Source organism: Bradyrhizobium sp. 197 (genome assembly GCF_023073375.1).
Classification (GTDB): Bacteria; Pseudomonadota; Alphaproteobacteria; order Rhizobiales; family Xanthobacteraceae; genus Bradyrhizobium.
The window spans coordinates 38,139-50,818 of record NZ_JADPJJ010000100.1 but is presented as its reverse complement, the minus strand read 5'-3'; the positions used below and the strand labels follow the sequence as shown (position 1 = coordinate 50,818).

The window sequence follows — 12,680 nt, the reverse complement described above, 5'->3', positions numbered from 1 at the left end:
GTCAGCGTAAAGGTTCAGTCTAGTCCAGAATGGCCACGCACGTCTGCCTGTGAGGCAGAACGACTGCGGATATGGTGGCTCGCTGCTCGGCCTGAGATTGTCAGCGCTGAACCCAATGGCTGGCCTTAAATTCCGGCGTCCAGGAAGCGAAAACGGTGAGTGGACCTTAGTGGGCTTTGTGGCGCGCGCGAATGTCTCTAAGCTTTGCCCCAATGGGAGGCTGCCGATGTCCGACGATCCGATGCCGTACGAAAAGGCGATTGAGGAGACCGCAAAGACGACCGGGATGATGGTCGACCTTGTGCGGGACGGCGCCCGGGCGATCAGCCCGACCGTCGCGGACGCGTACAACTTCCTGATGGGTGACCGATTATCACACGCCCGTAAACGAAATTTGGATGCGATCGCGAGGGAGACCGACAACATCCTGCGTGATCGCGACGTCAAGGACCGATCAGCCACGCCGGAGCAAATCGCAATTCCGCTCCTTAGCGCGGCGGAGGCAGAGAGCCGAGACGAGCTTCGCTCCCTCTGGTCTCGCCTGCTGGCGAATGCGGTGGACCCCAGTCGGTCGGAACGGGTTCGGCCGGAATTCATCAAGCTGCTGCAGAGCCTCGAGCCCTTGGATGCCCGCGTTCTGAAGTTCCTGCACACGAAATCGCTGGAGGATCACGTGCTCAGGCTAACTGGCAGGCCGCGGTTGCCAGCGGGCCACGGCCTTATCGGACATCAGCCGCTGCGAATTCGGACCAAGCGTCAACGCACGACGGATTTACAGTCGGTCTTCCGATAGGCCCGCCTCATTCAAGGGCCATCACGCGACCTAAATTAAAATCCGTATTATATTTTGATTAAATTCGCCATATACTTTTAAATCTAGAAGTATACAATTTCTGGGCACTGGGCAAGATCACGCGTCATCGCGCTCTTTATTCACACGGCAAGATCGCCAAGGTGCCTGCATATGCTCCGAAACAAGATCGATCCGACAAAGAGCTTAGTCCGGCCAAGCGGAGGCTGACCGTTCGTACCGACACGGAAGATGCGCCTGAGAGCTTTCTCATGCTGCGCCCGGAGTCTGGCGCCGCACAGGCTGTCAGCGACGGCTCATCCGGCACATTCGCTTCAGCGAAGCCATCCGATTTGCTCGGTTCATTGCGCGAAACCTCTCGTTTCCGCCGGCATGCTGGTTTGCATTTGAAAATGGGACGTTTAACGGGAGGTGTTCATGGCCAAGTGCATTCCAATTATTCCTGGGAGTCTCATTGACCATCAGGTGGGTACCGATGACGTTTTGATTGGCCTCGCGAACGCAACCAACTTTCTTGTCGGCGATGCGGGTCAGGATATTCGCGACCACGCCACCGGGGGCAACGACACCTTTACCGGTGGCGTGAACTCCATCAACAACTTCGTTGGCGATGCGGGTCGGAGCATGCTCGACCATGCCGTTGGCGGCAACGATCGCTTCACGGATCTCGCCTTCACTGACAGCACCTTCTATGGGGACGCTGGCGGAAACATGTCCGGCTACGCGCGCGGCGGCGATGACATTGGTGAGGCCGCTCCTGCCCTTGGCGCAGTTGCACCGCATATCACTTTCTACGGCGATGCCGGAGGCAACATGTCCGGCCACGCCGAAGGTGGCAACGACAGTTTCGAAGCATTCAGAGGCTCCCCCGCCATTAAACCGCAGACCACTTTCTACGGCGACGCGGGCGGCAGCATGTCGGACCGTGCCCATGGCGGTGACGACACGTTCAGCGCCAACGTGGCGAATTCCGATTCCGACCTGATCTTCTACGGCGACGCGGGCGGCAACATGTCGGACCGTTGCGCGGGCGGCAACGATACGTTCACGACGACCGGCTTTGAGAACAACAACCATTTCTACGGCGACGCCGGGGGCAGCATGACCGGCCGCGCCGTGGGCGGCGATGACACCTTCACAGTGAGCGGCTTGAACCCCTTTAGTTTTTTCTACGGCGACGCCGGTGGCGACATGTCGGATTATAGCCGGGGCGGCAATGACACGTTCACGACGAGCGGAATTGCCATCGATTTCGTGAACACCTTCTATGGTGACGCCGGGGGCAATATGTCTGGTCATGCCACGGGCGGAAACGATGCCTTCACGGCCGGCGGAGGTCGAAACACCTTCTTCGGGGACGCCGGGGGCAATATGTCTGGTCATGCCGCGGGCGGAAACGATGCCTTCACGGCCGGCGGAGGTCGAAACACCTTCTTCGGGGACGCCAGTGGAACCATGTCTGATGACGCCCAGGGCGGCAGCGACACTTTCATGGGTGGTGCGCCAGCGGGCACGCGCGGCATAAATTTGGCCTACGGCGACGCGCTGGCGATGTCCGGCAACGCTCAGGGTGGCAATGACACGTTAATCGCAGGTGATGATGCGACCCAGCAACCGGCCGGCACATTCGACAATACCCTGATCGGCGATGCACAGACCATGTCCGACTATGCCTGTGGCGGAAATGACAAGCTAGTCAGTGGTACTGGAAACGATGACATGTGGGGTGATGCGCAGTCCATTCTTGGCAAAGCGCGAGGCGGCAACGACACGTTCCGTTTCAATTTCAATAGCGGTCACGACAGGATCGAGGATTTTGGTCAGGGCGCACAAGATGTGGCAGGATCAAATTCGGGGACCGACCACATTGATGTGAGCGCCTTGGGCATCACAAATCTCAGTCAGCTCAGCATCTCTGCTTTCGATCCAACAACTCACGAAAGCATGATCACGTTCAGTCCTGGCAACGACGTCATTGTGCATAGCCAAGTCGCGCTCACGTCGCACGATTTCCTTCTTGCATAGAGCTTTTGGCGGCGGCACCTGATCCCATGGCAGTGCACGCCGCGTCGCGCGCGTTGCGAACGTTTCGACGATGGCGAGCAGAAGAGCGAGGGGACTAAAGATCCGACCCGACAGCCTGACCTGCACGACGACCAAGTTCGCCCTCGCCCTTGCGCGCTGGCTGTGCTGGTACTGCTCGGATGACGCGATCGTGAGATCGCGGGCCTGATAATCGCGGCGCTATGCCGCGCGCTCCGGTCGGCCCATTTACCAGAAATTTACCCCTGCTCGCGAGCGCCGGTATCATTTGCTTAGAATTTGATCGCTACCGTGGATCTACGGAAATATTCCGAAACACGATTGGCGCCCATGTCCGTCGCAGACTTCCTCAGGCAGCGTGCAGTGCAAGTCACCGTAAGCGGCAGCTACTCGCTGCCGCGCTGGTACGATTGCGAGGGCAAGCTCCGCACCTTCGCCTGCCGCACCAGCCGCGTCTCGCCCTTCCGCATGATGGTCGACGTTCCCGTGGTCGGCAAGATCGGCGAGCGCGTGACCTCCTACTTCCAGGATTTTGGTGAATTCCAGTGCACCATCAGCGCGACGCTGAAATCGGGTTTCCTGATGGAGCTCGACATGACGCGGGCCCGGCGCGCCTGGATGTCGGAAAAGCTGACCTGGCTCGAGAAGAAGCAGAAGGACGCCAGCGTCCTGGAGCTGCGGAATGACGCGCGCTTCGTTCCGCAGGTCGCCCATACTTTCCTGGCGCTTGCCGACGGCAGCACCCATGCCTGCTTCATCATCGACGTTTCCACGGCCGGCGTTGCGATATCCAGCGAGTACGACCCGCCGATGGGAACGCCGCTTGCGGTCGGCGCCTGCGTCGGGCGCGTGATCCGCAAATTCGAGCACGGCTTTGCGGTCAAATTCGCCGAAAGGCAGTCGCGGGACGACCTCGTCCGGCTGATTGTCCGTACGCCCATGCTGCAATCGGCCTGATCCTCCGCCTCGCTGCCCTATCGCGGCCCCATTCCGGGATCAGCTTTTGAGGGTCCGCCCTTGTGCCGGACATGATTTGCAGACCTGCGATCGGGGGACCGAATGGCAGTCGACAAGATCGGACTCGACAAAACCAGACTCGACAAGATCACTTGGGACAGGGTCGGCCGGGTCACCGAGCCCGGACGCTACATGTACACGTTCGGCTGGCTCACCATCACCGCCGGCGATCTCGATATCTGGAAGCAATACCCGCAGGCTGCGTTCACGCTGATGGCGGAACATTCCGAGCCGAACGCATCCATCGGCGAGGAATTCCACCTCGGCGCCTTCGACATCGCGCCCAACGCGCCGCCGCCGTTCACCACCCACTGAAGGCCGCAATGGCGGCCACCGACGGAACGGGAACGCATGGCATGGCCGTTGCTTTATCAATGCCATGGTACAGATCCCCGCCGTCGATCAGGCCTTCCTGCTGCTGCTCATCGTGTTCTGCCTGGGCATGTGCCTCGTGCGCGCCTTCTGGGAGCTTGAGCAGGTCCGGGCACGCCGGATCGCGTCGCCACCCCCGCGCACGCACGACGAAGCGTGACCAGGCCGGCCGCCCGGCCCCGCGTTGCTCTGGACTTCCCGCGGGGACACGTGCATCGTGAATCGAAGAAACCTGCGCATTTCGTTGATCTGGCTCATCAATCGCGCCCCGATATCTGGCGCGCGACCGTTGCCATGGATAACGAACATGTCCTGCCATGCAATTGATTGCGCTCCGCATTCTTGACCTCACCAGCGACGCGGATGAACGCAGGCTGTCACGCCTGTTAAGCGAGCCGACAGCAGGCGCATGACACATGGTCGCATTGGTGAATGTAGATAAGCGGATCAAGGGGACCTATTTTCGGCGCCGATGTACCTGATCGAAGCGTTACCCACGGTCATCGGAACGGCCGCCATCGCCCCGGCGCTGCTGATGCTATGGCTTGTCATTGCCGCCGAGGAACGGCCGGGACCGCCGGCCCAGGTCTGGACCGCGTTCCTGCTTGGCGCAGCCAGCATTTCGCTGCTGGGCCTCGCCCGCGCCCCCTTCGCCAAGATGGTCGCGGCCCCGGACAACCCGTGGGCGGCGCTGGCCATGCATTCGATCTTCGGCGTCGCGCTGCCGGAGGAAGCGGTCAAGGTGATCGCCATCGTGCTGGTCGCCTCGACCAAGCGGCGGACCTTCGCCAATCCGATGGACACCGTGGTCTATGGTGCCGCGGTTGGCCTCGGCTTTGCCGCCTACGAGAACCTCGCCTATCTCGTCCAGCACGCCGAGATGTGGCGCTCGCTGGCCGCCTTGCGCAGCGTGCTGACCGTGCCGTTCCACGGCGCGCTCGGCATCATCGCCGGCGCCTATCTGACCATCGCGCGTGCCGGCACGGCGCTGGGTGCGAACCGCCATCATCGCGACTGGGCCCGCCTCTCCAGCCGCCTGCTGATCTTCGCAGGCCCGCTCGCCCTGCATTCGGCCTTCGACTTCCCGCTGCTGACCCTGCAGCGTATGCCGGATCTCGATCCGACGCTGCGGATGTGGCTGGGCGGCGCGAGCCTGCTGATCGGCTTCAGCTCGATCGCCTTCGCCATCCGCCTAGTGCGGCGCGTCGCGCGCCATCACGCACCCCGGACCGACGTCGCGCGCGAGCGGCTGAGCCAACTGCGCCGGATGTGGGCGCTGCTGCTCGCCGGCGGCGGCGTCGGCTTTCTCGGGCTCGCCTTCGTGCTGACCTCGATTCATCACTGGCTCGTCAACCCCGAGCGCAATCTGACGCTGGCCCTGATCCCGATCGGCTTGGTCTCGATCCTGCTCGGCCTCGCACTTCTGATCGTCACGACCGCGATCTATGTTCTCGGCCGCGACCGCATCCGCACCAGCGGGGAAGGTTTTTCGTCAGCGCATGGCGGAGGCTGAACCGCGGGATGGCAAGCGCGGTGTGCGCATACTAGATTGAGCGCGCGCCCGTCGATCTGGAGCCTGCCGATGACATCACCTGAGGATTTTTCCCGGCTGCAATCCGCCATGAGCCGAACGGTCAAGGCACATTGGAAAGCCTTCCTGTTCGAAGGCATCCTGCTTGTCGTTCTCGGCGTTGCCGCACTGATCCTGCCGCCGCTCGCAAGCCTTGCGATTACGATCTTCCTTGGCTGGATGTTCCTGGTCAGCGGAATCGGCGGATTGATCGCGACCTATTGGGCACGCAGCACGCCGGGCTTCTGGTGGTCGCTGATCTCGGCCGCGCTCGCCGTGCTCACCGGCATGTTGCTGCTGGCGCGGCCGATGCAGGCGGTGCTGACGCTGACCATCGTGCTCGGCGCCTATTTCCTAGCCGAGGGCGTCGCCACCATCATGTACGCGCTGCAGCACCGGCGCGAATCGGGCGGCCGCTGGTCGTGGCTCCTGATCTCGGGCCTCGTCGACATCGCGATCTCGTTCATGGTGATCACGGGATTGCCGAGCTCGGCGGAATGGGCGATCGGCATCCTCGTCGGCATCAACCTGCTGTTCGGGGGTGCCACCCTGATCGGCATGGCTTTGGCGGCACGCAAAAGCAACGGTTGAGGCGCCCCGTGGCCCTCACCTCGCTTGGGGGGTGACAACTCGCCGATCGCGCGCTATATGACTGACCATGATCACCGTCGCCACCAGCTTTTATTGGTACTTAAGCTACGACAGCTCGCTGGCGGTGGGAGGATCACGCTCAATCTGACAAATTGCAGCATCTAGTCCGAACAGCCGCCAGACCTGGCGGCTTTTTTATTGGCCGGCAGGTTCTCAAAATGACAGGAGCCCGCCGTGCTGAGCACGACCGACGATCTTCGTATCCGCGAACTGAAAGAGCTGAGCACGCCGGAAGAGGTGATGCGGGAAGTCCCGCGCACGCTCACCGCGACGCGCGTGGTGATGGCCGCGCGCAACGCCATCCATGCGATCCTCAATGGCCAGGACGATCGGCTTCTTGTCGTGGTCGGCCCCTGCTCGGTGCATGATCCCAGGGCCGCGCTCGAATACGCCGAGCACCTCGCGAGCTTGCGCGAAGAACTCGCCGACCAGCTCGAGATCGTGATGCGGGTCTATTTCGAGAAGCCGCGCACCACTGTCGGCTGGAAGGGCCTGATCAACGATCCTGATTTGGACGGCAGCTTCGACATCAACAGGGGTCTGCGGCTGGCGCGCAACGTGCTCTCTGCGGTCAATAATCTCGGCCTGCCCGCAGGCACCGAATTCCTCGACATGACGACGCCTCAATACATCGCCGACCTCGTGTCCTGGGCCGCGATCGGCGCCCGCACGACCGAGAGCCAGATCCATCGCGAGCTGGCCTCGGGGCTGTCCTGCCCGGTCGGCTTCAAGAACGGCACCGACGGCAACGTGCGAATCGCGGCGGACGCGGTGAAGTCGGCCTCGCATCCGCATCATTTCATGGCGGTGACCAAGCTCGGCCGCTCGGCGATCGCCTCGACCGCGGGCAACGAGGATTGTCACATCATCCTGCGCGGCGGCAGCAAGCCGAACTACGATGCGGCAAGCGTCGCGGAGGCGTGCAACGAACTGGCGAAAGCGAGCGTCGCGCCGCTCGTGATGGTCGATGCGAGCCACGCCAATTCGAGCAAGAAGCCGGAAAACCAGCCGCTTGTGACGGCCGACATCGCCCGGCAGATTTCCGGCGGCGAGAACCGCATCATGGGGGTGATGATCGAGAGCAATCTCGTCGCCGGGCGCCAGGACGTGGTACCGGGCAAGCCGCTCACCTATGGCCAGAGCATCACGGACGGATGCATCGACTGGGCGACCACGGCAACCGTGCTCGAGCAGCTCGCTGACGCGGTCGAGATCCGCCGCAACACCAAAAGCGCCGGACTGCACGAGCGTACAGCGTAGGGCCAGAGCAAACGCGGGCGGGGTGAGGCTGTCGCACCCTGCCCGCTGCTCCGGCGCCTAGCAGCCGCGGCAGATGCTCTTGATCTTTTTGTCGAGCGCCTGATTTTCCTTGCTGAGGGGATCGTTCGGGTCGCTCAGGTTCTTCTCGTTCGGTACGTCGCTGGCGCGCGGCTGACGATGGCCCACCGGCGCCTGTGGCAGCGATCCGGAGGCCGCCCCGCCGGACGTGGATCCCTTGGTGCCGCCGGTCTGCGCAATCGCCGCGCCGCCGAGCAAGACCACGAGCGATACTGCCACCATGATCCTCTTCATGTCTCTCCTCCATTCCTCAAGCCGGCGTCTCCTCTGCCACCGCTCAGTTCTCGGGCGGATAGAGATGAATGTCGCCGCAATAATCCACGATACGATAGCGCGTTTCCGACGCCGCATCACCCGCATCAGGTGCGGTATTTTGCATCGGCAACACGTAATTCGGCCCCACCGGCGACTTGCCGGCGCCGCCGGGAATGTCGATGACATAGTCAGGCTGACACAGCCCTGACACCCGTCCGCGCAGCTGCCGCATGAGGTCCTGCCCCTCGGCGAGCGTCGTTCGCAGATGCGCGGTGCCGGGCGCGAGATCGCCGTGATGCAGATAATAGGGCTTGATCCGGCATTCGACGAAAGCTCGCATCAAATCCGACAGAGCGGTCGAATTGTCATTGACGCCGCGCAAAAGCACGGACTGGCTCACCATGGGAATTCCGGCATCGACCAGCCGCGCGCAGGCGGCGCGCGCCGGCCCCGTCAGTTCGCGCGCATGGTTGGCATGCAGCGCCACCCAGGTGGTCGCACCCTGAACCATCAGCGCCGCGACCATCTCGTCGCTGATGCGCGCGGGATCGGCCACCGGCACGCGGGTGTGAAGGCGGATGATCTTGACGTGATCGATGCCGGCAAGATCGGCCATGATCTCGCTCATTCGCCGCGACGACAGCATCAAGGGATCGCCGCCGGTCAGGATCACCTCCCAGACCTCGCTGTGCGAACGGATGTAGCCGATCGCCGCGCGATAAGCGCCGTCCGAGAGCGCGTTCTCCTTGCCGGGCCCGACCATCTCGCGGCGGAAGCAGAAGCGGCAATAGACCGCGCAGACGTGAACGAGCTTGAACAGAACGCGGTCGGGATAGCGATGCACGATCCCGGGGACCGGCGAGTGCGGATGATCGCCGATCGGATCGGCGTTCTCGCCCGGCTGCATCTCCAGCTCCGCGGCAGTCGGAACGAATTGCCGCGCGATCGGATCGTCGGGACTGGATTTGTCGATCAGTTCGACCAGTGCCGGCGTAATCGCAACTGCGTAGCGCGCGGCGACACGTTCGAGCGCGGGTAGCGCTTCGGCGGATACAAGCTGCTCGGCCACAAGGTCGGCCGGCTCGCGCAATGTGCGTGCAAGGTTGGTCTTCGTCATGTCTCACTTAACGTTTCATTTGCAGGCGGCGTCCAGACCACCTGATCAATTCGCGATGCGCCGCTCGCCAGCATCACCAGCCGGTCGAAGCCGAGCGCGACGCCGCTCGCCTCCGGCATTGCGGCGACCGCGGCCAGAAAGTCCTCGTCCACCGGATAGGCCTCGCCGTAGCGGCGCTGCTTCTCCGCCATGGAGTCCGTAAAGCGCTTGCGCTGCTCCTCTGCGTCGGTCAATTCGCCGAAGCCGTTGGCGAGCTCGACGCCGCAGGCATAGACCTCGAACCGCTCTGCAACGCGGGGATCACCGGCCTTCACACGCGCCAGCGCCGCCTCTGGAGATGGGTATTCGAACAGAATGGTCAAACGCCCCTGCCCCAGATGCGGCTCGACATGCTCGACCAGGACCTTGCTGAAGATGTCCGACCAGGTGTCGTCCCCGGCCACACGGACCTTGCCGGCAGCCGCCTGAGCGAGCGCCGCGCGGTCGCCTTGGTCGCCGGAAATGGTCGCAAGCAGATCGATCCCCGCAAACTGCTCGAAGGCGCCGGCAACCGTCATGAGCTCCGGCTCGGCGAACGGGTCCGCGGTGCGGCCACGGAAGGCAAAGGTACCGATACCGGTCGCCTGCGCCGCGCGGGCGATGAGAACGACGCAGTCGGCCATGATGGCGTCATAGGGGGCGTCTGCCCGATACCATTCCAGCATAGTGAATTCGGGCAGATGCAGGTCGCCCCGTTCGCGGTCGCGGAACACCCGGGCGAATTCGAAAATCCGGGTCTCCCCGGCCGCCAGCAGCTTCTTGCAGGCGAATTCCGGCGAGGTCCGCAAGTATCGGCTGGCATGGCTGCCGTCGGGCCGCATGATCTCCGTCCGGGGGGCGTGCAGATGGGTCTCGTTGCCCGGGGAGACCTGCAGGACGGAGGTTTCGACCTCGACAAAGCCCTGCTCGACGAAAAAGCCCCGGAGAGCCCCGGTGGTGGCCCCCCTGGCCTGAAGGAACGGCCGGCGGTCGAGATGCCGCCCGGGCGACCAGAACGGTGAGATCGGCTTGTCCCCAGCCATTAATCGGCCGCCCCCTCTTTGAGCAAAATGCTGGCATCCAACGGCAAAATCAGTATGTTGCGGCCCGAAACGGTCGCCGAGGTCCGATTTGAGACCCCGAGTCCCCCCGAGATTTGATCACGTCCTGGCCGGAGCCGGGCCAAGCAAGCAGGAAATTTAGCTTTGAGAGTCATCGCCAGTTCTATTCGCAAGGGCAACGTGATCGAGCAAGACGGCAAGCTATATGTCGTTGTGACCGCGGAGAACATCCATCCCGGCAAGGGCACCCCGGTCAGCCAGATCGAAATGCGCCGAATCTCGGACGGGGTAAAGATCTCGGAGCGCTACAAGACCACCGATCAGGTCGAGAAGGCCACGATCGAAGAGCGCAACTTCACCTTCCTCTATGAAGATGGTGAGGGCTTCCACTTCATGAACCCGGAGACCTATGACCAGGTCCAGGTGTCCAAGGACGTGATCGGCGACGCCGCGGCCTATCTTCAGGAGAGCATGACGGTCAAATTGTCGACGCATGACGTCAACGTGGTGTCGATCGCGTTGCCGCAGCGCGTGACGCTGGAAGTGGTCGAGACAGAGCCCGTGACCAAGGGCCAGACCGCCTCTTCGTCCTACAAGCCCGCGATTTTGTCCAACGGCGTGCGCACCACCGTGCCGCCGCACATCGCGGTCGGCACCCGCATCGTGGTGATGACTGAAGACGGCTCCTACTCCGAGCGCGCCAAGGACTGACGGGGAACAGAGCGAGCGCAACAGGTGCCGCCGGGAGGCGAGACAGTGGTTGGGAAGGGTTTCCGCTTCGTCTCGCAACTTCTGGCGTCGCTTTCGCTCCTCATTGCCTCTCCGCTCGCTGCGGATGAATTCCGCAGCCCCTCGCTCACGGCCCTGCGCGTCGATTGGCGCGCGGCGCTCGACCAGCTCCGCACCGAAATCAACGCCCGTCCCCGGGCCGCGGACGATTTCATCTTCGCACCTCGTCGTTCGGTGCCGCGCTACGATCCGCGCGCGATGCCGGCGCTGGTGCAGCTCAACGCGATCTCCTCACAATTCTTCACCGGAATCGCCCGCAGCTCCGTGCCCGTGCTGCTGCCGTTCGACGCCGCCACCTATTTCGAGGCGCTGCGCAATGGCGCGCCGGCGACACTCGCGCTGTCGCGCTACCAGGCTGACTTCAATTCTGTCGACATGTTCGATGCCGGCCCCGCCGGCTACAGCGCAACCTTCTCGTTCGAGCCCGGCGCCGGCGACGGCATGCCGAGCCGGGTGTTCGCAAGGCCGGTCGAGGTGCAGATCACGGGTTCGGCGCTCGTCTACGACGTCGCCGATCCCTCGGGCGGCAAGGGCGAGCAGGTCAAACCGCTCGCAGCGCTTTATCCGGACCTGCGCAAGTTCATAAGGGAAGGCTATGTGCGCTACGCTTTCACCCGTTTCGGCGCCGCCTATGTGGTGTCGATCCAATGCCTCGACAGCGTCGCCAAGCCGCGTCGGCTTGCCTGCAAGGAAGCCTATCCGGTCGCCGAGCGTTTCCTGAAGGCGCTGCACGTTGCCGGTGGCCAGCGCATGCGGCCGCTGACGGACATTGCTTCCAACATTCTCGATCGTCCCACGCAGCGTTCCCCGGACTTCACCTACCGGCCAAGCGGCGACATCATCCCGAACACCGGCTATCGCAAGCAGGGCGGACATCCCGACGTGATGGCCTATGCGCAGATCCGCTTTCCTCTCGAGAAGGTGCCCGCGTTCGTACGCTCGCAATCCTATGCTAAGCGCGACAAGATGGAGAGCACGACCGGCTATCCCTGGCGCGACAATTTCTGCGAATCTCGCAGTTTCGAGGTCTGGCAATGCGGCGGGGGTTATGGCCACCAGGGCGAGGACATCCGCGCGGCCGAGTGCCCACCGCCCGGCGAAGGCCGCGAAGCCTGCGATCCCAAGCAGCGTGGCGTCGTCGCCGTCCGCGATGCGATGGTCATTCGCGCCTCCAAGGACCAGGCCGTCACGCTTCAGGTCAACAGCCGGACCGAGCACATCCGCTTCCGCTATATGCATATGAACCCCCAGGCGTTGAACGCCGACGGCCTGCTCAATGGCCGCATCGTCTCGGAGGGCGAGAAGATCGGCGTGGTCTCGAACTATCTCGACCATCCCGCCGGCACCTCGATGCACCTGCATTTCGACGTGCAGTTGTTCACCCGCGACGGCTGGATCTGGGTCAGTCCTTACGTCACGCTGGTCTCGGCCTATGAGCGCCTGATCCGCGCCCGCGGCCGTGAGGTTGGCCCGGAGATCGCGGGTGCTCCGCAGCCGGTCGCACATGCGCTGCCGGAGGACGTGATCAAGCCGGACCTGCGCGAAGGATCGGGCGGCGAAGAGAATTGACGGCTTGCTCGTTAAAATGCCGGGCAGCGCAAAAGCGTGTTGTCGCACACCCGACGGCTCGAAGGCCGA

The 12,680-nt window shown here is 63.1% G+C and carries 13 protein-coding genes; 10 read left to right on the top strand and 3 right to left on the bottom strand.

Features of this window, described 5'->3' with window-relative positions; genetic code table 11:
* The first annotated feature begins 226 nt into the window (after positions 1 to 226).
* From IVB27_RS23435 to IVB27_RS23400, 8 genes are all read left to right on the top strand, one after another.
* Entirely contained in the window at positions 227 to 793 is a 567-nt protein-coding gene (locus IVB27_RS23435; RefSeq protein ID WP_247445576.1) for an Abi-alpha family protein, read from the top strand.
* A gap of 435 nt (positions 794 to 1,228) precedes the next feature.
* Positions 1,229 to 2,836, top strand: a complete 1,608-nt coding sequence (locus tag IVB27_RS23430) for a calcium-binding protein (protein ID WP_247445575.1) — start codon at positions 1,229 to 1,231, stop codon at positions 2,834 to 2,836.
* 348 nt (positions 2,837 to 3,184) lie between these two features.
* Positions 3,185 to 3,811, top strand: coding sequence for a PilZ domain-containing protein (locus IVB27_RS23425; RefSeq protein ID WP_247445574.1), 627 nt, complete (start codon positions 3,185 to 3,187; stop codon positions 3,809 to 3,811).
* A 102-nt stretch (positions 3,812 to 3,913) separates the two neighbouring features.
* Positions 3,914 to 4,186 carry a hypothetical protein gene (locus IVB27_RS23420; RefSeq protein WP_247445573.1) on the top strand — a complete coding sequence of 91 codons (273 nt, stop codon included), beginning with the start codon at positions 3,914 to 3,916 and terminating at the stop codon, positions 4,184 to 4,186.
* Between the two features lie 64 nt (positions 4,187 to 4,250).
* Complete coding sequence (locus tag IVB27_RS23415; protein WP_247445572.1) at positions 4,251 to 4,403, top strand: hypothetical protein; 153 nt, start codon at positions 4,251 to 4,253, stop codon at positions 4,401 to 4,403.
* Positions 4,404 to 4,715: 312 nt separating this feature from the next.
* Complete coding sequence (locus IVB27_RS23410) at positions 4,716 to 5,756, top strand: PrsW family glutamic-type intramembrane protease (RefSeq protein ID WP_247445571.1); 1,041 nt, start codon at positions 4,716 to 4,718, stop codon at positions 5,754 to 5,756.
* A 69-nt stretch (positions 5,757 to 5,825) separates the two neighbouring features.
* On the top strand, positions 5,826 to 6,404 hold the full coding sequence (locus IVB27_RS23405) for an HdeD family acid-resistance protein (protein ID WP_247445570.1): 579 nt from the start codon (positions 5,826 to 5,828) through the stop codon (positions 6,402 to 6,404).
* 234 nt (positions 6,405 to 6,638) lie between these two features.
* Entirely contained in the window at positions 6,639 to 7,724 is a 1,086-nt protein-coding gene (locus IVB27_RS23400) for a 3-deoxy-7-phosphoheptulonate synthase (protein WP_345946909.1), read from the top strand.
* A 57-nt stretch (positions 7,725 to 7,781) separates the two neighbouring features.
* On the opposite strand, the gene IVB27_RS23395 is transcribed toward IVB27_RS23400, so the two are convergent.
* From IVB27_RS23395 to epmA, 3 genes are read right to left on the bottom strand one after another with little or no spacing between them, the layout of a single operon-like run.
* A complete protein-coding gene (locus tag IVB27_RS23395; protein WP_247445569.1) occupies positions 7,782 to 8,036 on the bottom strand; it encodes a hypothetical protein in 255 nt (84 codons plus the stop codon).
* 43 nt (positions 8,037 to 8,079) lie between these two features.
* Positions 8,080 to 9,174 carry a lysine-2,3-aminomutase-like protein gene (locus IVB27_RS23390; RefSeq protein ID WP_247445568.1) on the bottom strand — a complete coding sequence of 365 codons (1,095 nt, stop codon included), beginning with the start codon at positions 9,172 to 9,174 and terminating at the stop codon, positions 8,080 to 8,082.
* The gene (epmA, locus tag IVB27_RS23385; RefSeq protein WP_247445567.1) at positions 9,171 to 10,235 is read right to left on the bottom strand and encodes an EF-P lysine aminoacylase EpmA; all 1,065 of its coding nucleotides are present in this window, start codon (positions 10,233 to 10,235) and stop codon (positions 9,171 to 9,173) included. The genes IVB27_RS23390 and epmA overlap by 4 nt, the downstream gene beginning before the upstream one ends.
* Positions 10,236 to 10,397: 162 nt before the next feature.
* Between epmA and efp the strand changes: the two genes are divergently transcribed.
* Positions 10,398 to 10,964 carry an elongation factor P gene (gene efp / locus IVB27_RS23380; protein ID WP_247347054.1) on the top strand — a complete coding sequence of 189 codons (567 nt, stop codon included), beginning with the start codon at positions 10,398 to 10,400 and terminating at the stop codon, positions 10,962 to 10,964.
* A 24-nt stretch (positions 10,965 to 10,988) separates the two neighbouring features.
* Entirely contained in the window at positions 10,989 to 12,611 is a 1,623-nt protein-coding gene (locus IVB27_RS23375; RefSeq protein WP_247445566.1) for a M23 family metallopeptidase, read from the top strand.
* Positions 12,612 to 12,680 lie beyond the last annotated feature (69 nt).